The organism is Flavobacterium piscis (genome assembly GCF_031457575.1).
GTDB classification, from domain to species: Bacteria; Bacteroidota; Bacteroidia; order Flavobacteriales; family Flavobacteriaceae; genus Flavobacterium; species Flavobacterium piscis_A.
Genome location: NZ_JAVDWQ010000012.1, coordinates 124,287 through 148,499 on the forward strand (window position 1 = coordinate 124,287; position 24,213 = coordinate 148,499).

Here is a 24,213-nt window from a genome sequence, read left to right on the forward strand (position 1 = left end):
TATAATCCTATGAAAAAAACTAAAGCCTTAATTAAGAAAATCCCACAGGGAATACTGGCGATCTTTCTTATTACTGCATTATTCACAGCATGCTCATCTGATGACAAACCAGCCAAAGAAAACACTGAAACAGAAATACCGGATACGGGTTTGTTTTATAAAGTAATAAGTGTAAAAAATTATCAAGGCAGTACTTCGGATGAAAATCCAACTGCTCCATCGGCAACGCTGTATTATAGTCTTGAAGAAAATAAAGCAGTAGACGGATCTTACAAAAAAACTAAAAAATGGGATTTAGCTTTTGGCGGACTTTACGCCAGCTTTTTATCAGGTAATAATGGTAGTAACACACAAAACAATGGTTCTCTTGCAGGCGGTATTGGCGGTATTACAATCGTCGAGAAGCATTTTAACGATGTGGTTGATGTGCCGGCAGACAGTGAGTTCAAAACAGGCATAGATCTTATTGGTACAGATGATTCCGGTTCTTTTGGTAACGGAATGGGCTGGTATTTATATGATTTTGGAGGAGAAGTTGTAACTAATGGAACTGATCCGCAGAAAGCTCACGTTGCTTATGCACTTGGAGAGCCGCTTACTATTGCCAATGGTTCAGTTATTCCTGCAAGAACAATTATTCTTAAAACTGCAAATGGAAGTTATGCTAAAATAAAAATGATTTCTGTTTACAAAGATGTTTATACTCCGGCTGAATGGTTCAAAGATACCCCGCATATGTACTACACCTTTGATTATGTGATGGTACCGGCCGGAAGCACCAAATTTGAAATTAAATAACCAATTCCAAACAATAATGAATACTAAAATCATCAAATTAAAAACACCTTTGTTTTTTACTGCTTTTGTACTATTTAGTCTCTTAACCTCATGTGATAATGAAGAAGAAAGATGGACAGATGTAAAAGAAGATCCTGTTACTGAAATCATTACAGATCTTGATGCCAGACGAATTATATCTTTTAAAGTAACAAACCCTGGTGAAGCCCAGGCCATTTACAGCGCTGTGAATAATCTGGAAAAAACGATAACAGTTTATCTGCCATCTTACTATCAATATGAGTACCTTGAAACAGTTATAACACTTCCGGAAAAAACAACTATTTCTCCTGCAGCTACAGAGCTGATTCCTGTATTCAGCCAAACACCTGTAACCTACACTACAAAAGCCGCAGATGGTACTACTGCTGTTTACACGGTAAAGATTGTCATACAACAGCCAAAACTGGTTTTAAAAGAATTATCGAGTGAAACATCTACGTATTCACTACCAGTTTCCAATACTTTGATTTTAAAAGGAGAAAATTTCATTCCTTCTTATGAAGTAACAAAAGTTTTTGTAGTAGATGCACATGGAAATAAAAAATGGCAGATGAAACAATATAACGAAGGGCTGGATATTGAAAGCTTTACTGCTAAATATTCTTTTATAGATAATATTAATACTGTTGTGACATTGGAGGCTGGAACTGATTACTGGATCATGATGGAAAGCTATAATCTATCGGTTACTATGCAGTATCCTATTAGAATTACAAAATAAACACAAAATAAAAAAATGCCTGTTTTTTCAGCCGGGGTAATGAATAAAGCCAATTAATCTATTAATATAAATAATTATGAAAAAAATAATCTTATCAATAATAGCATTGGCTGCTATTTCAATTACATCATGTAGTTCTGACGATCAAACTGCTGATTCACAAGTATTAGCCAAAGAGCAACAAGTTTCTAATACAACTAAAAAAAGTGCTCTGGTACTATGTTCATCAACCTCAACATCAGTAACAGTAAACAGATGGCAGGCCCCATCATCTGTTGATGCAAACTGGACACCAGTTGCTGTGGCAATTGGAAGCGTTAATGTACAATGGGAAGGTATATATGGAGGATCTATACGTCCTGCAGGTAATACGGACCAATGGTATGTAGGTACAGTAGACCTAGATCAGACTTGTGAAGACTATGATCTTTGGAGCGGAAGTATTGTAGTTAAAAATGCTTCAGGAAACGTTGGTAGTGCACCGGCATCTGATCCTTATAATGTATTAGGATATGATGGAAGTATTTCAGGATCAAATTATGGACTAGGATATTATTCATACAATATCACTACACACGTTATGACTCCTGCAAAAGCTATCGTAATCTGGAAAGTAACAGGTACTGGTCTTAATTCACAATCTATTACAGATCCTACAACAGCTACAGAAGCCTATTTGGTGAAAGTAACCGGTATTGTGCCAGGCGCTTCAAGCAGTACAATCAGCTACAACTGGACACAGGTAAAATAATTAATAACAATGCATAAAAAAAAACATGGGTTCATGACATAATTAAAGGCAAATGCAGTAAAGCTTGACCGGCGATCTCTGTATAATACCACTATCATATCATTCCCCCATGACTATCAAACGGCTTTTTAAATTACCGTAAGCATTGAAATTACAGGCATTTTAAAAAATAAAAGCCTACTTATTCAATAAGTGGCAAAACTAATAAATAAAATTATTTAAAAATCAGATAACCAATACAATCATGAATAAAAAAAACAATACCAATATCTTTATAATTGGAATACTTTTTTTATCAGTATTATTTTTTTCGTGCGATACCGAATATATTGATAAAGTAAATACTATTCCGGGCGATGTAATAAAAGTTCCCGGATACACTCAAATTGAGTCTTTTACTGTAAAAGACACTGAAAATAATGCTGTAAGTGCTGCTATTACCGAGGAGAATATTATCGTTACCTGGAGTGTAAATACAGCACTTCCGGAAACTATTAAACCTGAAATTATTTTAGGTACAGAAGCTGTTATTTCTCCAGCATCTGGTGCAGAAGTCGCTTTTAAAGACGGTACAGTATATACCGTTACCTCAAAAGCAGGAACAACAAAAAAATATACTTTAAAAATAGACTTCAGGCAGCAGGAGCCTAGATCCTGGACTACAGCTGCAGGAGAAACTTATAGAAAAGGCGTGCTGCAAAAATTGACTAATATTGGTACTTCTGGTAACACAAGCACCATAAATAATTTATGGATGAGTATTGAAAACACAAGAGTGTATCTTGTATCTGCTGCTGATCAGAAAACCGAATATACAGCAGAAATAGGATATATGGGAAGTGGTATAAGCGGTACAGCATATACTGATTACGGTGTGTATTACTTTCTGCCGGAAGATATGCCTTTAGGAATGTATGATTTACGTATACAAAACGGAATCTATACCCTGCAAAACCAAAGTGTAGAAAACAGATTTAAAATCAATGTTATTGAACCTGACTCTTTTAAAGCCGAATTGGTTGGCTCTCCTGTTGAAAAACAAGACGGGGAAACATTTGAAGTAAGAGGCGGAATGTTGAATACTGTGACTGCTGTTGAGATGTACAGTAGTACTGCTGCTACTTTAATTTATCCTTTAGAGGTGGTAAGCTCTACTCCATACAGAATTGTATTAAAAGTGCCTGCGGGAACACCTGCCGGAACATACAATCGAGTAAGATTTATTAGAGGTACTGCCAATACACTCACTGCCTATACCGTAACTGTTAAGTAATCTTCGGTGTAGTATCGATATGCTAACAAAAAGCTGATAAAACTAGTTGAGAAAAATGAAGAGTGAGCTTAAGCCATATTTTGTTCTTTAAAAACCATAAAAAAGCCTGTTGAATCAATGATTTACAGGCTTTTAAAATATTCTTGTGAACTCCTTGGTACAAAATCCGAACCTTTTATTAGACGATTTTCAGGTTTTAAGCGAGTTAACAGAGGTTTAAAAAGAAAAGTATTTGATTTTTAAAGTTTTTTATAAGGGTTAAATGAACTGAATACAAATCTCTTTAATTTAAAACTCGTATCACCGGTGCGAGTTTTAAATACTTCTTCGATAAATTCATTTAAGTTCTATCTAATTGCAATAGAGTACATATATTAGCATTTTTATAATCGAATTTCAAACGAATATTTAAGATATTGGTCATCTCAAAACTAATCCTTATACTTTTTATTAGAAATTTTAATTCTAACCAGTGGTTTAAAATTGTTTTTATATTATTTTTAAAATCGGCCGCGTCTTTACGAATTTAAAATCGCTCTCGGCGTATTTAAACCCTTTTCATTCGTATTGATATTTGACAGCTATGTCCTATTTCTTTTTTATATACTTGTAAAAGATTAAAAGACAATAAAGCTAATGTAAAACCAGTAACGTTATTGATTATCGCCCTCTCTATACCTTTGTCTTTGGACAAGAAATAAAAGGTGATGAATAATTTTGGTGCATTTCATATGTCCGGTACAACTGATGCAGGAAAAGTTGAATTTAATCAAAGTAATAAAAAAAGCAAGAGAGAGACCTATGGGATAGCCAAAATGCTGGCCGTACTTAACCTACAGTTATCTGCGTTGAGGTGGTGCCCAGAGAAAATGAAGGTATAAATCTGGATTACTCCAAATTTGTAATTGACCCAAATCACAAGGCTAATTATTCAGGGAAAATTGAATTGATTGCTTATCAGTTTGGTAAACTATCTGGTGTACAGAAAATATACGGTATCGATGAACAGGAAACAGCCCCTTATTAATTAGTTTATTTGGAATGAATTGAAGACCAAACCGACAGCCTCACCTCCAAAAATATATGGAATTGTTTTTAAAGAATTTGATGGAATAGATACACTATCCACACCTGAGAAACTAAAATACATGAACACACCGGACTATTGGGATAGATCTATAAATATAAATGCCGACATCTTGGTGCACAATGCCACAACAGGAAATTTTGAAGGGGTCGATGAAGCCGCAAAATTTTACAGGAGGAACTTAAGGATTTATTCCAACTTAAACCAAATTCCGCTGAATGAAAATGATAGGGTTTTTATCATCATAGGTAATAAACATACAGCCTTTTTCAATGAATTTATAAAAAGAAGCCCCAAATAGGAGTTGGTAGAAGTATCGGGGTTACCTAAAATAACGCTTTTAAATCTGTGGCACAAACATAAATATATCAAACAATTATATTTTCAGCCTTTATATTGGTAGGAATATTAAGAAATGGCAAAACCTTGAAAAATGATGAAATGTACAATAAAATATATTCTAATCTTACTTCTCATCCCTTTGCAGTTCGTAGCACAAGAGAGCTATCAAAATGTAAAGAAAAACGTAGAAAAATCCCTTCAAACCTACACAAAAAACGGAAAAATAAATACGTACTTAAATACCATTATTTCAAATTTTAATGAATCTAAAAAAAATGAATTAAAGGATTTAAAAAAAGATAATGTTGGTATTTGTATTGTACTTTCAGAAGATAATCCAGATTTAATAATTTCACCTGCAAAATATACTTTTGACGATGAAAAAATAAATATTTCAGGAATTGGCCCACAAAATCCCAGTAAATTGCCCGATTATATGGAAGAATATGTGCAAAAATACCTTACTGAATTTGAAAGCATTGGTAGTACTATATTATTTCAAAAACTTATCTTAAAGAGAATTGCAACTGAAGGCACACTTACCGAAAACAAAACGGAATCTATTGTAAATGAACCGAATACTGTTTCCTTTATACGTGGAAATGACGATTGGATGTATATTATAAGTATCGACGATGATTATAAAAATTTAGCCAATCCAAGAATTATGGTGTACTGCTTTAAAAAATCTATTTCTGGAAAAGATATTTTTAACTTAAATAATTCTTTGGAAGATGCTGAAAAAAGAAGAGAAAACAAGCAAGCTAAACACGAAGAAGACCGAGAAAAATACCCTTTATATCACGATTTTAGGATAGATGATTTAAGAATAGGTTTGAAACAACTTATAAAATATGAACCCTACAAATCCAATCAAGAATTACTCAATCACGCCAACAAATTAAATGAAAAATTAGACCGTTTTAGCATTCGGAATTATGTAAAAGAACTCAATTATCTTGTGGATTTAAAAATAAGTGAGGCGTTTTTAAAAGAACATTTTGATGATCCTCCACACGGAGAGTATGAAGTTGAAAATATTACGCATTTATCGGCTCATAGTTTGGGCGATATTTATTTTTCACAAGGAAATTATCAGCTTGCTAAAGAATTTTATACAAAAGCTATTTTCACAAATCCATTAATTGAATTAAGTGGGACAACGGTTGGAAAAGACGTAGACAGAACTATTTATGACCTTGCTAAAAACGCCTATAAAGCAGGAAAAAAAGACGAAGCTTATGCTTTTTTAATTGCGCTGATGTTGGATAGCAATATAGATACAAAAGAAGATATTAATATTTATTTCAAAGAAGAAAATGAAGATAAAAAGCAATTCAAAAAAGATTTAGATAAAGCCCTAAAAACACTTAAAAAGGGAGAAAAATACAGCTACACCTTTACATTTAAGGGAAATGAAGTTTTTTTTATTCCAATATTGCAGGCTACTGTAAAATCATTTCAAGAAGTCTTTAAAAGTCAAGAATTTTATAAATCGTTGGAATAAATAAAAATATTGACACCAGCATCGGTTTTATGCAAGTAGGGCTGAAGGAATTCTAATGCCTCACCTGCATAAAGCCGTGAACCGAATAAACCATGATCAAGAAAACCTACTTAATAGCATCAATATGCCTACTATTTTCTTGTGGCACCGGACTCAGGGTAAGCCAGAGAAATTTTGAGCCGATTGACAAAGATTTCTCTAAATCTTTTATCAATCAGTCTTTCAAAACAAGTAAGTCGATAGCTGCCCCCATCAATGGGCCTAAGCTTTTGTCGCTATTTGGGATTTCAAATAGCGAAGCAGAAATGGTCACCTTAACATTTAAAAACAATAATTTGTTAGATATTATCTACAAAGATAGCTCCATTACCAAAACCCTAACGTTTGAAGTAAAACATGCTCGTAAAGGGTATCTTGAAATTTCAGCGGTACATAAAAACATCCAAATCCCTCCTATTATTCCCTTTTTGTACAGTAATGTGGATTTGAAAAGGACTAGAATCGGCTTCACAACCAACAATGAGTTGATCATAGACCATAAATGGGAAAAATCTGGAAGCTTTTTATTATTTATGGGCGGTGCAGGCGGGCGGACGCTATACTTTTTTAAGTCGTCCAACAAACAAAGCCCCTAATCTCCAATTATGACCCCAAATGTTCAATACTATGTTAGCGGTAATTTTTCGGAACCGACCAATACTTAAATAAATCATAGATGAAAAAGACAATTCAGGAACATATTCTAATAAGATGTCTTGTAGGGATAATTCCGTTAATTTTATTTGCTTTGACATTTCTTAACGATAAAACAAGCGGAAATGATTTTATTGGCTCAAACACTATAAAAATAGTACTTGGTTTTGGCATTTTGACTATTTGGTGTATTTGGATTTTGATAGAAGCAATTATGCTTATATTAAAAAAACAAAAGCATTTTGCCTTTGCTAATTTTGTTTTGCTAATCATTTTAATTGGGCTTTTTATGGCCTCGCTATACATAAATCACACTTATAATTAAAATGAAAAACCAGTATTACAATTTTCAATTTTACCATTTATGATAGCTTGCCAAAACAAAAAAATGCAAACTTAAATTAGCACAGCAGATAACATTTTAACCCATGTATTATGAGCCCATTTTTTAATTTCATTATCATCATTCTTATGTTTCAATCATGTAGCCAGATTTCTGAGAGGGAGCAGCCTTTGGTTCTGGAGAAAAATAGTCAATTTGATCTGGAAAGAATTGATTTCCAGGAAAACTTGCACAAACTTTATTCTAAATACCTTTTAATAGATGATTTTAGGTACGATAGTGTGACGGACGGTAAATTGACGGATGATATGCTACGTTATAAAATTAGTAATCTCATTACCGATGCTTATCATTTGGAAGTCCCGCAAAAAGACTTCGGATTTGTGTTTAGAAGCCCCACCTTGGACAGTGTTGCCCTATTTGCAGGCATATACTTTAAGCAACTTTCTACACTGGCGGACACCAACAAAAAACCTGTAGCATTTTATGCCGAAGCAGAAGTAAAAACGGAAAAAGAACAACGGGATTTTTTGGCAACAATAAAGAACAAATATGGTGAGCCCAAACATGCCTTTTTTATTAGCCATGAATTTAATATTTGCTCTTATGAGTGGGTCTTGGCGGATAGGACTCTGGAAATCCAAACCTCTTATGGCAACCGTTTCTCATGGGGTTTCGGTTCAGAAGATGGTGTAAATGAAACCTATTACAAGATTGATATGCTCATTATGGACAATCTTCAAAAAGAAAACATCTATAAAGCACACCTTTTCGAATTTCCGGATAAACTATTGTACGATGGTAAGTACTACAGCTATAAAGACTTTCAGTTCGAAAAATTATCAGTTTTTAGGGACGAATTTCTCTTAAAATCTACGAACGAGGCCTTGGTCAAAGAAGAGCACAACCTCTATAGTATTAGCAGGGCTGAAAACGGACAATCTGATGAAAATGGTGAAGATTCGGTTGAAGAAGAGGACGGAGATAGCATTTACGATATGAGTAAACCAGAAAATGAATAATATTATGATAACTACAGGGATTATATGGAGAGGCATCTTCTTACTAGTGCCCTTAATAGGCATTACGCTTTGGTTTCTCTACGATGGAGGTATTGGATCTGGATAATCGGGTTTCTATTGCTTTACCAAATTGTGCTGTTATCAAACCTTATCCTTAACTATAATAAAAGAGGATTTAACAAAGAAAACAAAATTTTCATGTTAGCAGGCTTGCTTTTATTGGTAATTGCCACTGTGTTTTTTATTGGTGAACTATAAAGTTTAAGACAGTAATTCTATCTGAAAATATAAAAATACAATTGAATAACCATTGTTAAGCAGTAATTAAAATTACAGACTCAGCTTGTCTAAATTGCCCTGTTTTTGAAGAAGTTTTGATATTATAGCTTTGGTATTTCTTTATTATTTATACAAAATACAGGATGAAAAGGTCTATTTATATTCTCAACAGTATTTTAAATTTTCAGAACAATATAAATTAATTCGCATGAATAAATTATTAATTATATTAAGTTTTTTTATGGTGTCCTGTAAAAATGGAATAAAATTTACAGCATTGAATAAACAAAGAGAAACTGGTGTTCATGATAGGGATGATGAGCGAAAAGGTAAAAAATATTATTATCAAAGTGTATTGGTTTCTAATCTTCCAGCTGAAAATAAAACACTAAAATCGTTACTATTGAATTATCATGAAAAAAATATAGATTCGGTTTTTCAAGACAAAAAGGTTATTACATTTTCAACAACATTTTATATCGAAAACAGTAAAACGTCTTATTTTATTAAAAACCCGGAGGATCCGGGAGGGTTTTCCAGTGAAATATTAATAGACTATTATGATGAGTTTGGCATTGCTGAAATTATTACAAAACGAATCGGCAACGCTTCTCAATTAAAAACAGAAATAACTTTTACAGATAAATAAAATAAAATGAGAAAGATAATTCTTTATTTGTTGGTCTTGTTTTTTGCTTCGTCATGTGTTACAAGGTTAGAGTCTCCATTAATGCAAGGCTACATTTATGACTCTAATAAAACGCCTTTAGAGGAAGTACAGGTATGCCTTAATGAAGAATGTATTTTAACAAATAAGAAAGGATACTTTAATTTTAAAAGAAAAACCTATATAGAATTTGTTAGGATTGGTGGAGAAGCCCCTCCACTAATTTATAATTTGTCCATATCAAAAAAAACGTACAAGGATACTATTATTTCCTATCGTAGTTTATATGGAGGGGCAGATGTCGATTTAGAAATAGAATACAACAATATAGTTTTAAAACCAAAAGCTGAAAAGTGAATACTTTTAATTTGGCTTTTCCAAAAAGCGAATAAATATTTCTAAAAACACTAAAAGCCATCATTTGCTTTTACAAGGAAAAACCATCGTTTGTTTAAAATTTAATACTCTAAAATGAAAATAATTAAAATTTTAAAACTAAAGTATTTACTAATAATTCTATTATTAAACATCTCTTGTAAAAAAGAATCCAATAATCAACCTGGTACTGCTGCAGAAGAAATCCCTGTAGAAAATTCTGTTTCTAAGAATAAGGAACAAAATGCCTCTTTTGTTGTTTCTTGTGGTTCAGGATGTGCTATGACTTATTATGAAGATAATGTTATTATTTTAGAGACATCACGTGAAGTAAAATTTAAGGTAGAAATGTATATAGATGAAGTTTTAAACGACACCTATTTTGAAACTTATATATTTAAATGCAATGAGGAAAAGGTTTCAGTAATCAATTTAAAAGGAAAAAATGACAACCTGTTAGAAAGTAATCTTCCAGAAATTAGAAACAATTTTGAAGAATATGGAAATATGTTATGTTCAAAATACAAATCAAATAATGGAATAAAAACTAGTGAAAATTGTTTGAAAGAGTCCAATTTTAAACTACCCTTTAATCAAAAAATAAATAACAAAACAATTACATACCATAAACTAGAATGTAAAACTATTTCTGGGGTAGATAAATTCCTTTGTGATGAAGCCTCTTTACGTTACATTTCATTACCCGATTATAAAGACGTAAATGTTATTCTTGTTCCTATGGATTATGGGGACTTTAATTATCGCTATTATTTACTTACGATATTTAATAACAACGTTATTTCAAGTGAGTTTGTTGAAGGAGAATGGTATGAACCTGAAGATGATACTTATAAAGAGTTTACAAGTTTTACTATTAATGAGAATTATAATATCAAGATTAAAACGGAAATCATAGAAAACGGAAACTTAAGTCTGAAAGAAGAAATTAACTTTAAAATTTCTGATACTGGTAAATTAGAAAAAATAAAATAATTTTATGAAACACCTATTCTACATTCTTTTAATACTCTCTTTTTCGTGTAAAAATAAAGCAGATTCAGACACAAACAACAATATAGCCAATGGAATTGTTTTAAATTTAGATAAAACAACTTTATTGATAAAAGGGGTTACTTCTATAAATGATTCAACTAAAGTCAACAATGATTACGACATTAAAAAAAATAGTAATCAAATAACAATAACACCACTATTTTTAGAAAGTGATTTATTAGATAATAAAGAAATTGAAATTATAGGAGATGAATTTTCTAAAATTGAAATAATTTTCACATATGATGCTATTTTCAGTGGAGAAGAAAAGAGAGATTATACTCTTAATTTTAAAACTGATACGCTTTTAAATATTGACATCAAGAATAGACATTTTTTCATACCTAATTCAGATGAAATAAAAAAACACATCAGCAAAAAGTTTGATTTAAATAAAGTTATTGAAAAAAGTTATTTAATTAATTACTACCATTACCAAGATATTATCAAAAATCCTGATAGGTTTGGAACTTCTGACTATAAATATGCAAATGAGTTTCTTAACAAGAAACAATCCGATTTTAAATCATTAGAAGAGTTATTAACTGAAATTGATTATTCTAAAATAACTATAAAACTTTTTAAAAATAATAGGGAAGAATATACAATAGTATATGATAGAGGATTTAAAAAATCAGAATTAGATTTTGACAAAGTAAACAGAATAACTAATGATTATTATAATCTTGAAAGCATATTATTGAATTTAAAATCAAACAAATATAAAGTTGAAGTATTAGAAAGAACGGATTTAAAAGATAAAGAAAATGTGCAACATAATTCAAATCCAATAGTAATTTTACAAAAACAAGACAAAGATTATATAAGATTAAAAGAAAATGCTCAATTAATTTTTGATTACGATGATAATTGTCCAACTGATGGTTTTACCAGAATAGTTTCTAAAAATGAATATTTTACAATTGAGCAAACATTTTGCTCAGATTTTAAATTTGTTAATTCATATACTACATTTAGAATTGATGAAAATACTAACGAAATATATCTCCATAAGTATGGAGAAGAGTATACTGATAGAAGCAACCCCGACAAAGATATTCCGTCTAAAATTTTGACTACAAAATATTTTGGAAAAGTGAAATTTGAAGATGTTAATGAATATTTCCTGAAAAATTTAAGGCAAAATAAAACAAATAAATAATCAATGAAACACGCTTTATATATTCTCCTGACACTATTATTCTCTTGCAAAGACAAAAACAATAATGATTTTGCAGAAGAAAACATCCTCAACAACAACTACAAGCAAATCGTTATTAATTGCCAAGGTACAGATGCTTCTTCCAGATGCGAAAACAAAGAAAAAGAGATTGCCTTTACTAATTTAATTAATAATGGAAAGACCGTAATTGATTTTAAATATAAAGACCAAAATTATATTCATTCTTTAAATGAGCAAATCACAGATTTAGGATTAAAAAGTTATCTATTTGAGAATGATAAAAAAATGATTTTGATTTTGGATTCATTTCTGGAATATGGCCATAAATTTTACACCTATTTTATTGAAGAAAACAAAATAAAATACATAGGTTCCAATGAATTCGCATTTCAGTTTGATGAAAATGAAATTGAATTAAAATATAATTTTATCATTTCGGAAAAAGAAAATCTTATAAATTTAAATTTGGGTTCCTCTTATGAAAATATAAATTTAAACAATGCAATAGTATTGCCTTTAAATGACACTAATTCTTCTGAATATAAAAATTCAATTGATGTTTCAGGCTCTTGGAAATTAGAGTGCAATAGTGAATTATTAACTTTTGATATTTCTAAAAACAAAGTATATCTGTTTTTAAATTCTGATAATTCAATATACATAAACATTTTACTTAAAGAAGTTAAGGGAAAAGATGACGAATATACCCTGCATTTTTTTAATACTGAATCTCAAAATGAATTTTATGAGGATATTGGTAACGTGAAGGATAAAGAAATCTCAAAAGATCAAAGCATTGCAAAAATTTCATTTACTGATAACAATACTATGTTATTGAATTGGATTGGTTTGTATAATATTAAAACTAATAAATTACAATTTGTAGAAGATTTTATCTTTTTAAAAGAAAACAATAATGTAAATCCAATTACATTAAAAAAGTGTGACTAATACAGATGAAAATATTAATTTTATATATGGCTCTATTTACATTTTCAATTGGTTGCAAAACCTCTTCACAGGAAGAGCACAGTGTGAAAAATTTGAAAAAGAGTTTCAAAGCTAAAGATGAGGCCTTTTTTTAGATCAGTTCCCAAAAGACTTTGATGAATTCAACAACTATTTTGGGTGGGATTTTGACAAAGATGAGCCAAGAGAATTATATAATGAAAGCAATGATTACACATTGATTATTGGTTTAATTTATTGGTCTCAAAAATAGTTAAAACTATGCGCTTTAGTGCATTTCGCTTTCAGCTTCTAAAAATACTATATTTGTTTTATTGATTTTCAAAGAACAAATGGTCATTCAGTTTCTCTCCTTACTGCTCATATAGTTTGGGTTACAAAGTATCGTTATCCTGTCTTGGAAGGAGATATAAAGATTAGATGTCGAACGATATTAATACAGATTTGTGAAGCAGAAGATATTCAAATTTTGAAAGGTGTTGTTTCAAAAGACCACATACATATGCATATTGAGTATCGTCCATCTCAGGATATTAGTTCAATAGTAAAGTTGATGAAAGGACGTTCATCAAGAAAACTTCAGATGGAATTTTCAGAATTGAAAAAAAGATATAACTACAATGTAGATTTATATAAAAACTTTTTCAATACAGACATAAAAGACAATGTCAATTACATAAGCTTAGATGTAAATAATAATGATTTGCCACCGTTTAAAGATTATTTCCTGGAAGCAGGTGATGCAATTTATGAAAACAATTGTTTATTCTTAAATTATAAAAGATACGTTGTTTGCTTCAAAAAAGAAGATAAATACAAAGTTTCGGATAAAAAATCAAGTGAATTACCTTTTGATTTTGAAAGAGTTTATAGATTATGCCAAAAAGACAATAGATCACTTTGTAAGGAATTATGCAATAATGAATATCATGTATTTGAGCTTAAAAATGAAAGTGAGTTAAAAGAAAACTTAAAGCTAAAACTTAACAATAAGAATCCTTTTATTATTATAAATTAAATACATAACTATTAAATGAAATCAATTTAACAGTTATAATAACTGAAACTGATGAAGAATGGTGATCAATTTATAGTAAGTTTAAAAGACAATACTATTATTGATATATTGTCAAATGATGAGGATGATTTTTTTCATTCAAGAAATTTTGTTGTTAATAAAGATTTAACAATTACTGTTTATGAAATTAATGGATTACACCCAAAAGAAAAAATTAATTTAACTTATAAGATTAATAATGATGGCACATTTGTTAAAAAATAATTTCAATGGATCGATCCAAAAATTATAAAAAAAAGCACATTGAATAGCACAGAAATTGCAGAAATGGATACAAAACGGATGGGCAACACCAGGGAACTAAAACGGAAATTATTTTTGCAAATACACAATAGCACAACATAAAAACAATGATTAACTTAGCTCCTTTAGTATCCTTAAAAAAAACACATTGAGTTTACCCAAAATCCTCATCATTGAAGACGAAAACAATATTAGAAAAGAACTGGAATGGCTTGTAAGCAAAAGGCAGGAATTTAACCTTTTGGGCAGTGCTACATGCGTTAAAGATGCCGTTAAAAAGATTGTACAGTTAAAACCCGATTTGGTTTTAATGGATATCCAATTGCCCGATGGTAACGCTTTTGAAGTGTTAAATCAAATACCAGACCCATCTTTTTCCATAATTTTTATTACCGCCTTTAACCATTTTGCCATTAAAGCCATTAAACACGGTGCCATGGACTATCTCTTAAAACCAGTGGATGAAGAAGAGTTATATAATGCACTGGACAATTATAATCGGGATAATTCCTTCTTTACCTCCAAGCAACTGGAAATTATAAATGAGCACCAAAAAAACGCCAAACAACAAAATTCCAGAATATGTATCTCTACCCTAGAGAGTTTGGAGTTTTTAAAAGTTACGAATATTCTGTACCTGTCAGGAGATGGGAGTTACACGCATTTTTATTTAGATGGCGGAAACAAAATAATCAGTTCCAAACCCTTAAAATTTTATGAGGAATTGTTGCCTGCCGATTCTTTTGTAAAATGCCATCAATCCTATATGGTCAACACATCGTCAATTGTCAGGTATTTAAAATCAGGTTTTATAGTCTTGAAGAGCGGAGTAGAAATTCCTGTTTCTACCCGAAAAAAAGAAGCGGTTGTTCGATTACTGTCACAATTATAGTTCCTAATGAAAAGAAGCCTGTACCTTTTGTTTTTGTTTACCTTACTTTCGTGTCAAAAAGAAGTGAAAAAGGAAGATATACAACCTGCCGCACTTATTGAAAAATTGAAGCAGGAAACTCTAAGTACTGTAGATAAGGACTCAGATGAAAAAATTGATTTTTGGAATAATGTATTGAACCATTCTCCCTACAATCAACATCACGTTCCTCAGGCCTATATCTATTACCAACTGGCTAAAGAATATGCAAAAACGGATCTGCCAAAATCTAAAGCATATATAGAAACGGCTTTGGGATTGATAGAAAAAGAAAAAGATTTTTTTGAAATCAAAGTTTCCATTTACAATGGTTTGGCCAACATCTATCTGACAGAGGGCAAAACTTTTCAGTCCAATCACTACTACAACAAGGCGGCAGCCCTAATTACCACCTATCCCGATGAAATAGCACCCAAAGCCAAGGTGATCTGCCTGGTAAACTGTGCCCAGGAAAATTTTAAGTCGTCCCAAATAAGCAAATCAACCCAACAAAACTATTTGGCATTACAAACGCTCATTTCCAATAAGAGCAATCTGGATCAGGATTTTTACCATAATAATCTGTTTAGGGTCTATACCCAATTGTTTGACATTTACAGACAGACGAGTCAATTGGATTCACTCAGACTATATACCCAAAAGGTGGGTGAAATCTATAATATACAAGGGAACGATAACATTAAGCGGTTCTTTTATAGACAAAAGGCAACCATTTTGATTTATGAACAAAAATTGGACTCGGCACTTATATACACCAAAAAATGTAAGGAATTGGATGAAAAGGTTTATGCCGAAACCAATCTTGACATCCATCAAAGCAATCTGTATACAGACTATACCCAGTTAATTGCTCTTTATGCCGCAAAGCAACAATTTTCAGCCTCTGAAAAATACATAAAAGCTGCATATAATATAGAAAAGCATTTAGGTGTAGATTATAATTCCAAATTCGATAATAGAATGTCACAAGCCCAGTATTATCTTCAAAAGAAGGATTTGAATGCATACCGTAAACTGCACTTAGAAAGTTTGGCGATCAAGGAATCTATACAATCCAGCAATAGTGCCAAGGTTATAGAGGAAATATCCGTTTTTTATGATGTAGAAGCAAAAAAGAAATCCATAGACCTGCTTAATGAGACCCTAAAGACCACAAATGAAAAACTGGAAACCAGAACCTTATTTTTAATAATAAGTGGTTTGCTGCTCCTGATAGTATCCGGTTTTATAGGGTTTTATATATATGTGCAGAAACAAGGAAAGAAACTGGCGGCAAAAGAGAAAATGCTTTTGCAGCAAAAGTTATTGCGAACGCAAATGGAGCCCCATTTTATTTTTAATACCCTTTCTTCCCTGCAAAGTTTTATCCGGTTTGAAGAGAAGGAAAAATCGATCAAGTATCTCGGCCATTTCAGTAAACTGCTTAGAAGCAGCTTAGAGATGAGCAGGAACGATTTAATCTCGTTGGAAGATGAAATTGAGGCCATAAGAAATTATCTGGTTCTTCAACAAATGAGAAATAATCACAATTTCGAGTTTAACATTGTTATACCTGAAGACACCTTAGGGGTAATGATCCCACCAATGCTGATTCAGCCTTTTGTGGAAAATGCTGTAATTCACGGGGTTTCGCCTTTACAAGGCAAAGGTGAAATACAAATTAGTATCGATTTAGACAGTGATTTGATAACCGTTGAAATTCGCGACAACGGCAAGGCTAATAATAAAAATAACTCAGCCGGACATACCTCTCTATCGGGAAGTATTGCCAGGGAAAGAATGGATATACTGTTTAAGGAAACTGCCAAAAAAGGTGCAATACAAGTTACGCAGACCAAAGAAAATTATACGGTCACTCTAAAAATCCCCTATAAAAACGCCTGATCTTTCATACGTCCCCCTTTTTCAAATTTATAGTAAGCCGGCACGAATTTGTATTTAGAGTGAGCACATTTACATCGCTAAAAATTAGTGTTTTTCACTTTTGTATATTAGTCCTGTTACAAATATATATCCAAAGCATCGCAAAGTCTTTTCGTATAAAATCTCTGAACTTGTTCAAAAACGCCTTTATAAGAATGAAAAATTTAATTGAAAAACCTGATAAGGCATGGTATGAATCCGATAAAATGTATACAATATGAAGAAAATAAATCCGCTATTAATTTTCAATGTGTTGATTTTTATGTTTATAGGTTTAGGGCTGTCTTTAATTTGTTTTTTTATTCAAATAAAAATGGGTTGGGTTGGCTTCGTAAGTATACCACCTGAGACTTCTTTATATTCTATAATAGATAACTATTATACTTTTACAAATTATGTTCATCCAAATATTCCTGAAGCATATAGTGGTAAAATATGGATAAATGCTAGCACTGGTGAAGTCAAGATTAGGAATGAAGGATTATATCTCAAGGCTTATCATTCTTATAAATGGTAAAAGTTACATTTATTTCAATAATAACTGTTTTTTTACTTGGGTTAGTGGCGTAAAACCCATTAAATTAACTTTGCCGGAGTTTGATAGTAAGTCGGGACGATTTGTATTGACGGTATCCTATTTACACCCTTTTAGAATATTCTATTTTGGCTTGGCATATTATTAGGAAGCTATTATAATCTTTTATTATTGACTCATTTAATATAAGTGTATAATTTAAATTTTTATCAAAAAAATCCCCATAACGAAAGATTCATTACAGGGATTTTCAACTAAACAAAATTAACCTTGTAATTGAATTATCAATGTTCCAGGAAATTGATTAAATGTTCCCTATTGCCGTAATATGTAGCATGTTCCAAAATTGCTTTTCTGTTTCTGGGCCTTTCATAATTGATATTCAGGATATCTCCAATTTGTGCTTTTGGTCCAGAGGTCATCATAATCACACGATCGGCGAGGAAGATAGATTCGTCTACATCGTGTGTAATCATGATACCGGTGGTTTTTTCTTTGTCTAAAACTTCCAATAATACATCTTGTAATTCCCCTCTTGTCAGGGAATCCAACATCCCGAAAGGTTCATCAAGCAATAATACTTGCGGTTTGAGTGCCAAAGCTCTGGCAATTCCAACACGTTGTTTCATTCCTTGCGAAAGGTCTTTGGCTTTTTTGTCGAAGGCGCCATCCAGACCAACTTTGCTTAGATAGTATTTGCAAATATCTTCCCTTTGTTTTTTGGTGGCATGGGCAAAGACTTTTTCTACTCCCAATAAAACATTTTCCAACGCACTCATCCAGGGTAATAAACTTGGCGATTGAAAGATTACGCCTCTATCTGGTCCCGGACCGGAAATGGGTGTTCCATCCAAAATAATTTGTCCGCCAGAAATAGGATTCAATCCGGCAATCATGGACAATAAGGTGGTTTTGCCACAACCGGAATGTCCAATGATGGAAACAAATTCTCCTTCTCTTATTTTTAGGTTCAAATTTTCCAACACTACAAAATCTCCTTTTGGGGTAGGATATATTTTGGTCAAATTCGACAATTCCAACATATATTTCTCAAAACCTAGTGGATCACTATTGGTCTTATTTCTATCTAATATGGTCTCTATCATGATTCTCTTTCTTTTAATTTTAAAATAAACGATGTTGTTAGTCAAATTTTAAAGGCATTAAATCCGGTAATTCATAGTTGGCTATTTCCATTCCTGCGGTTCTTTCCTGTCCAATTTCCATCAGGTATTCAATAATTCCATTTCTTAATGATTTGAAATTATCCAAATGATTCAGGGCAATTTTATCTCTTGGTCTGTCGATTGTTATTTCAAATTCTGGTCCCAGAGTCGCTTTTGGTCCTGGTCGCAACGGAATAACTCTGTCAGCCATAAAAACACCTTCGTCAACATCATTGGTAATTAATAAAGCGGTTCGTTTATCTTCACTCCAAATGGATAAAATTTCTTCTTGAAGATTGCCGCGAGTTAAGGCATCCAGGGCACCCAACGGTTCGTCCATCAGGATTAATTCGGGTTTCATGGCCAAGGCTCTTGCTACCGCCACACGTTGGCGCATACCTCCGGAAAGTTCTCTTGGTTTTTTATGGGTAGCATGAGAGAGATTTACTTTGGCAATAAAGCTATTCACATGTTCTTCCACTTGTTTTTCGTTCCAGTTTTTGAAAACTGCTCTTACCGCCATAACAATATTGTCATACACACTTAACCAGGGAAGCAAAGAGTAGTTCTGGAAAATGATCCCACGTTCGTGACTGGTTCCTGAAACAGGTTGTCCTTTGAACAATATTTCTCCGGAATCGGGTTCGATTAATCCTGCAATCAAATTGACAAGAGTTGTTTTGCCACTTCCTGTAAATCCAACAATGGCAACAAATTCCCCCTCTTCTATCTTTAAATTGATGTTTGTTAAAACTTCGGTTTTGTTTTTTCCTTCACCATAGGATTTACAAACATTTTTTAGTTCTAAATAAGCCATAATACTTGTTTTATTCGTTAAAAAATTAATCTGTAAATGTTAGTAATTTTTGAAAAATCATCATGATGCGGTCTAGCATAAATCCGATAATACCGATGACAAACATAGCAACGATTATTTTGGAATTGGAATCACTTGAACCGTTTTGGAATTCTTCCCAAACAAAAGAGCCTAAACCGGGACTTTGTGCCAATAATTCAATTGCAATTAATACCATCCAGGCTACCGAAAGGGTAATTCTTAATCCCGTAAAAATCATTGGAAAAGAGGAAGGAAGGATAATTTTGAATATTTTTTTGAATGTTCCCAATTGCAATACTTTTGCAACATTTATAAAGTCTTTATCTACAGATGAAACTCCTACACTAGTATTTACAAGTGTTGCCCACATGGAGCATAAGCCCACACTGATAAAGGATATTACAAATGACTTTTCGATATCGACATTGGTCAAAACTGTTTTTACAATCATGGAAACCAATAATAACCATACTACAGGAGATACAGGTTTGAATATTTGGACAATCCAGTTGAAAGAGGTTCTCAAAGTGGTACTCAATCCTAATACAATTCCCATTGGGATGGCAATAATTACCGATAATAAAAATCCAGCAAAAACGGTTTTTAAACTGGTTTTTATTTGGTCAACAAAAGAAGGTCTGCCCGTATAAACAATTTCAGTTTCGCCTTTCGCTGCGCGTTCCTCGTTTATAGTTGCATATTGTTGAATGAAATCTTCTTTTTTAGCTGATAGGATTAAATGATCGTCCCATAATTTTCCTAAAGCAGCCACCACCATTAATGGTGAAGGTAAAGAATTGGATCTGCAGCTAATGTCGTCGGAAGCAATACATTCTTCCAGTTTTTTAGCCGCTTCAGGACCTTGGTCTTTAAGTGCTTTTTCAATTTTTATTTCTGATTCAACATTGTTTAAATAATTCGAAAATGATTGCCACAAAAGAATAAATAAAAGAACAGATAATAAAGGGATAAAGATTTTCTTGAAGGTTTCCTTTGCATTTTTTTTCACTTCTTCACCTGTAATTAATCGAATGAGAGGTTCTAAATAACTCAATCCCATAAATTTCACAGTTTTTATTGTTAATGTCTTCATAGTGCTTTTTATTTAATAATGTTGATTTAAAAGAGATTAAAAGAGTATGATTTCGTAAAATCCTTTTTAAGCTTTTTTAAAAAGAAATAATGTGTTTTGAGTTTTAGTTTCTGGAAACTCACTTTATAATTTTAGCTTTTTTTATAAAGCAGAGGATGTTTTTTAGTACATCCTCTGCTTTTAATTTTAATTAGTTTTTGTTACCAATTTTCATGCTTTTGATGTAATCCAATGGTTTTTTACCATCATAAGTTAATCCATCAATAAATTCATTTGTTGCTGGTTTATAACCATCTGTTGCAGGAATGTCAGCTTGGTCTATGTTTCCTTCTTTCACCAATAATTCAGCTGCTTTAGTCCAAATTTCAGGTTTATACACTTCTTTAATTTTAGAAGCATACCATTCAGCTGGTTGTGCTTCTGTAATTTGTCCCCAACGTCTCATTTGAGTCATGTACCAAATTCCGTCAGAATAGAAAGGATAGGTAGCATTGTATTTAAAGAATACGTTAAAATCTGGTTCGTCACGTTTGTCTCCTTTTTCATATTCAAATGTTCCCGTCATGGAGTTTTTCAATACATTTTCGTCAGCACCTACATAAGCCGGACTAGACAAAATTTTCACGGCTTCGGCTCTGTTTTTCGGATCATCTAACCATTTTCCTGCTCTAATCAAGGCTTTTGTAATTGCGATAGCTGTATTCGGATTTTTGTCAATAAAAGCCTGAGTCATTACGAATACTTTTTCCGGGTGATTTTTCCAGATTTCACTGCTGGTAATTACAGGTACTCCAATTCCTTTGCTTACCGCTTGTTGGTTCCAGGGTTCTCCTACGCAGTATCCGTTGATGGTTCCCGCTTCAAGGGTTGCAGGCATTTGTGGAGGAGGAGTAACGGAAAGCAATATATCCGAATTGATGTTTCCTTGTACATTGTCTTTGGTGTATTGTCCAGGGTTGATTCCTCCGGCAGCGAGCCAATATCTTAATTGATAGTTGTGTGTAGAAACTGGGAATACCATACCCATTTTGAATGTTTTGTTAGCGTTTTTGTAGTCTTTGATTACGGGTAACAAAGCACTGGCGCTAATAGGGTGAACTGGTTTTCCATCTTTTAACGGAATTCCCGGTTTCATTTTTGCCCAAACATCATTAGAAACTGTTATACCATTACCATTCAAGTCCATAGAAAAAGTAGTAACCAATTTAGCTTGTCTTCCAAAACCTACAGCAGCAGCAATAGGTTGTCCGGCCAGCATGTGCGAACCATCAATCTGCTCGTCAATAACACGGTCTAAAACGTTCTTCCAGTTAGATTGTGCTTCAAGCGTTACAAATAATCCTTCGTCTTCAAAAAAACCTTTTTCTTTAGCAATGGCAAGTGGGGCCATATCGGTTAGTTTTATGAAACCCAATGTTACTTGTGGTTTTTCTAATACTAATTTTTCTGTTTTTGATGCAGTTGCAGTTTCGCCTGCAGCCTCTTTTTTCGCTTCTTTTTTGCAGCTAACAACACTTAATGTCGTTAAAACGATTATCGATAATCTTAATGCTATTTTTTTCATGTGAAATTTTCTTAAGTTATTGTTTTAATTATTTTTTGGTAGAGAAAATTTGTGGGTTGATGTTAACCATTAGATAAGCCCAATTGTTGGTTGTGTCTTTTAAACCAGCACCACCTTTAAGTGCTACCATAGACTCTGAGGCAAACATTTGAGAATATCCGGCAATAAGGGTAATGTCTTTGCTTGCTTTGTAAACTGCTGTTACATCAACTTCAGTTCCTAAGTATGAATCTTGCTCAACTGCTCCGGCAAACACTTTATTAGGAGCATAAAATACATGAGGTGCTACAGAAAGGTTTACTTTTTTGACAGGAAAATCCAATTTCAGGGACATGTCTTGTAAACCAACTGAGTTAGCGTGGTTTCCTACGTAGAAATAATCCATATAACCATTGAAAGCGTGGTTAGTACCAAATATTGGGTTGAACGATTTTATAACTGATGAAGTAGAATTTTGGTCTTTTCCGGATAAAAATTCATATCCTAAAGTTGCTTTGAATTTAGGTGTAAAGGCAAAGCCTAGATTAGCAGCCGTTTCCCAAGCCGATACTTCGTTTGGGCCAATTTTTCCGGTTTGTCCATATAAACTAAAGTCAAAAGTCACTTTTTCTCCAGCGTAATTGGCATAAGTTCCAAAAGTTTGAGAATAATTGGTTTCTATTTCCGAAGGTGCTTTTTGATATTCTCTACCCACATTTAAGGCTAATAAACTAACACCTAGTTTTTTGATGCTGGTATGATACCAGGCATATTGCATATCTTTAAAATCGGTTGTAAATGGTGTAGATGGAGCTACTTTTCCTTCTGAATCCGCATTTAAGGCAAAACCGAAGTCCAATTGGTCATTTGTTCCTTTGTATTTGATTAAAGCGGCATCAAAACTACGTCCTTGATTGGCCCAATCCAATCCTCCAAAGATGCGTTGATTGTCATAACTAATCGCTTGACGACCTGCTTTGGTGCTCCATTTGTCAGTGAAACTGTATTGTGCCCAACCTTCAAATAATGCAAATCCGTTTTTGTCCGTAGAGATATTTCCAAGTGTGCTTACATTTCCCCAGGTACGAACATTTTGCAAAGCCACTTTTATTTTTAATTTAGAGTCTCCATAGTTGGCATTTAATCTGGTACGCTGTCCTATAAATGAGGTATGACTGGTAGTTGGCGTTAATAATGTTCCAAAACCATTAGTGTATTCGTATCGGGGCCTGATTTGAACATCTGAACTAAATTCCTGGGCATAAGTAGCCACACTTACAAGTCCTAATAGTGATAATGATATTGTTTTGATTAATTTCATAAATAATTGTTTTTTTATTAGTATTTATTTTTGAATTATGTACTATGCAATTTTACGTAAGTATTAATACTTACGTACCATTAAAAAAACAGACAATAACATGTTTTTAAATATTAAAATATCGTGATTATGACAGTTTATTTCCTGCTTTTTGACAGGAATAAAGAATGAAGTCAAGTATATTAGGTGTTCTTTAGATGCAAGGTGTTTAGTGAAAAATACGTAGAACCTGAGTTAGATTATTATTTTATCCCGCAGGGTTTGCATATTGGTAGTAATGTCAAGGTGTGTTTTTTATTTGTTTCGTAGGGAAATTGATTTAGAGAGAAATGTATAGTTCTTGAACGGGACAAAAGCAACAACCTTTATTTTTTTCTGCCAACATGCAATGCATATGGAATTATGAGTATTGAAAATTAAATAGTTAATAGTCTAAC

Annotated in this window: 24 protein-coding genes; 19 read left to right on the forward strand and 5 right to left on the reverse strand. The window is 32.4% G+C overall.

Annotated elements, in window-relative coordinates; all coding sequences use genetic code 11:
• Positions 1 to 9 precede the first annotated feature (9 nt).
• From J2W48_RS16670 to J2W48_RS16760, 19 genes are all read left to right on the forward strand, one after another.
• Positions 10 to 798 (forward strand): HmuY family protein, encoded by a 789-nt coding sequence (locus J2W48_RS16670; protein ID WP_310282808.1) that lies wholly within the window; start codon positions 10 to 12, stop codon positions 796 to 798.
• 16 nt (positions 799 to 814) lie between these two features.
• The gene (locus J2W48_RS16675; protein WP_310282810.1) at positions 815 to 1,561 is read left to right on the forward strand and encodes a hypothetical protein; all 747 of its coding nucleotides are present in this window, start codon (positions 815 to 817) and stop codon (positions 1,559 to 1,561) included.
• Between the two features lie 76 nt (positions 1,562 to 1,637).
• Positions 1,638 to 2,312, forward strand: coding sequence for a hypothetical protein (locus J2W48_RS16680; protein WP_310282811.1), 675 nt, complete (start codon positions 1,638 to 1,640; stop codon positions 2,310 to 2,312).
• A 244-nt stretch (positions 2,313 to 2,556) separates the two neighbouring features.
• On the forward strand, positions 2,557 to 3,585 hold the full coding sequence (locus tag J2W48_RS16685) for a hypothetical protein (protein ID WP_310282812.1): 1,029 nt from the start codon (positions 2,557 to 2,559) through the stop codon (positions 3,583 to 3,585).
• A gap of 1,046 nt (positions 3,586 to 4,631) precedes the next feature.
• The gene (locus J2W48_RS16690) at positions 4,632 to 4,973 is read left to right on the forward strand and encodes a DUF5694 domain-containing protein (RefSeq protein WP_310282813.1); all 342 of its coding nucleotides are present in this window, start codon (positions 4,632 to 4,634) and stop codon (positions 4,971 to 4,973) included.
• A 132-nt stretch (positions 4,974 to 5,105) separates the two neighbouring features.
• Positions 5,106 to 6,521 carry a tetratricopeptide repeat protein gene (locus J2W48_RS16695; protein ID WP_310282814.1) on the forward strand — a complete coding sequence of 472 codons (1,416 nt, stop codon included), beginning with the start codon at positions 5,106 to 5,108 and terminating at the stop codon, positions 6,519 to 6,521.
• Positions 6,522 to 6,613: 92 nt separating this feature from the next.
• Positions 6,614 to 7,156 carry a hypothetical protein gene (locus J2W48_RS16700; RefSeq protein ID WP_310282815.1) on the forward strand — a complete coding sequence of 181 codons (543 nt, stop codon included), beginning with the start codon at positions 6,614 to 6,616 and terminating at the stop codon, positions 7,154 to 7,156.
• 80 nt (positions 7,157 to 7,236) lie between these two features.
• On the forward strand, positions 7,237 to 7,539 hold the full coding sequence (locus J2W48_RS16705; RefSeq protein WP_310282816.1) for a hypothetical protein: 303 nt from the start codon (positions 7,237 to 7,239) through the stop codon (positions 7,537 to 7,539).
• Positions 7,540 to 7,649: 110 nt separating this feature from the next.
• Positions 7,650 to 8,579, forward strand: coding sequence for a hypothetical protein (locus J2W48_RS16710; RefSeq protein WP_310282817.1), 930 nt, complete (start codon positions 7,650 to 7,652; stop codon positions 8,577 to 8,579).
• Positions 8,580 to 9,066: 487 nt separating this feature from the next.
• Positions 9,067 to 9,507, forward strand: coding sequence for a hypothetical protein (locus tag J2W48_RS16715; protein ID WP_310282818.1), 441 nt, complete (start codon positions 9,067 to 9,069; stop codon positions 9,505 to 9,507).
• Between the two features lie 6 nt (positions 9,508 to 9,513).
• Positions 9,514 to 9,882, forward strand: coding sequence for a hypothetical protein (locus J2W48_RS16720; protein WP_310282819.1), 369 nt, complete (start codon positions 9,514 to 9,516; stop codon positions 9,880 to 9,882).
• A gap of 114 nt (positions 9,883 to 9,996) precedes the next feature.
• The gene (locus J2W48_RS16725; protein ID WP_310282820.1) at positions 9,997 to 10,893 is read left to right on the forward strand and encodes a hypothetical protein; all 897 of its coding nucleotides are present in this window, start codon (positions 9,997 to 9,999) and stop codon (positions 10,891 to 10,893) included.
• Between the two features lie 4 nt (positions 10,894 to 10,897).
• Positions 10,898 to 12,115, forward strand: a complete 1,218-nt coding sequence (locus J2W48_RS16730) for a hypothetical protein (protein WP_310282821.1) — start codon at positions 10,898 to 10,900, stop codon at positions 12,113 to 12,115.
• Between the two features lie 3 nt (positions 12,116 to 12,118).
• Positions 12,119 to 13,087, forward strand: a complete 969-nt coding sequence (locus J2W48_RS16735) for a hypothetical protein (RefSeq protein ID WP_310282822.1) — start codon at positions 12,119 to 12,121, stop codon at positions 13,085 to 13,087.
• Between the two features lie 331 nt (positions 13,088 to 13,418).
• Entirely contained in the window at positions 13,419 to 14,123 is a 705-nt protein-coding gene (gene tnpA, locus J2W48_RS16740; RefSeq protein ID WP_310282845.1) for an IS200/IS605 family transposase, read from the forward strand.
• A gap of 51 nt (positions 14,124 to 14,174) precedes the next feature.
• Positions 14,175 to 14,387, forward strand: coding sequence for a hypothetical protein (locus tag J2W48_RS16745; RefSeq protein WP_310282823.1), 213 nt, complete (start codon positions 14,175 to 14,177; stop codon positions 14,385 to 14,387).
• A gap of 187 nt (positions 14,388 to 14,574) precedes the next feature.
• Positions 14,575 to 15,318, forward strand: a complete 744-nt coding sequence (locus J2W48_RS16750) for a LytR/AlgR family response regulator transcription factor (RefSeq protein WP_310282824.1) — start codon at positions 14,575 to 14,577, stop codon at positions 15,316 to 15,318.
• Between the two features lie 6 nt (positions 15,319 to 15,324).
• Complete coding sequence (locus J2W48_RS16755; RefSeq protein ID WP_310282825.1) at positions 15,325 to 17,241, forward strand: sensor histidine kinase; 1,917 nt, start codon at positions 15,325 to 15,327, stop codon at positions 17,239 to 17,241.
• 256 nt (positions 17,242 to 17,497) lie between these two features.
• A complete protein-coding gene (locus tag J2W48_RS16760; RefSeq protein WP_310282826.1) occupies positions 17,498 to 17,797 on the forward strand; it encodes a hypothetical protein in 300 nt (99 codons plus the stop codon).
• A 302-nt stretch (positions 17,798 to 18,099) separates the two neighbouring features.
• On the opposite strand, the gene J2W48_RS16765 is transcribed toward J2W48_RS16760, so the two are convergent.
• From J2W48_RS16765 to J2W48_RS16785, 5 genes are all read right to left on the reverse strand, one after another.
• The gene (locus tag J2W48_RS16765) at positions 18,100 to 18,858 is read right to left on the reverse strand and encodes an ABC transporter ATP-binding protein (protein ID WP_310282846.1); all 759 of its coding nucleotides are present in this window, start codon (positions 18,856 to 18,858) and stop codon (positions 18,100 to 18,102) included.
• Positions 18,859 to 18,958: 100 nt separating this feature from the next.
• Positions 18,959 to 19,798: an ABC transporter ATP-binding protein gene (locus J2W48_RS16770; protein ID WP_310282827.1), complete on the reverse strand. Its 840-nt coding sequence runs from the start codon at positions 19,796 to 19,798 to the stop codon at positions 18,959 to 18,961.
• Between the two features lie 25 nt (positions 19,799 to 19,823).
• Positions 19,824 to 20,912 (reverse strand): ABC transporter permease, encoded by a 1,089-nt coding sequence (locus tag J2W48_RS16775; RefSeq protein ID WP_310282828.1) that lies wholly within the window; start codon positions 20,910 to 20,912, stop codon positions 19,824 to 19,826.
• A 190-nt stretch (positions 20,913 to 21,102) separates the two neighbouring features.
• On the reverse strand, positions 21,103 to 22,476 hold the full coding sequence (locus tag J2W48_RS16780) for a CmpA/NrtA family ABC transporter substrate-binding protein (protein ID WP_310282829.1): 1,374 nt from the start codon (positions 22,474 to 22,476) through the stop codon (positions 21,103 to 21,105).
• Between the two features lie 28 nt (positions 22,477 to 22,504).
• Positions 22,505 to 23,776 carry an alginate export family protein gene (locus tag J2W48_RS16785; RefSeq protein ID WP_310282830.1) on the reverse strand — a complete coding sequence of 424 codons (1,272 nt, stop codon included), beginning with the start codon at positions 23,774 to 23,776 and terminating at the stop codon, positions 22,505 to 22,507.
• Positions 23,777 to 24,213 lie beyond the last annotated feature (437 nt).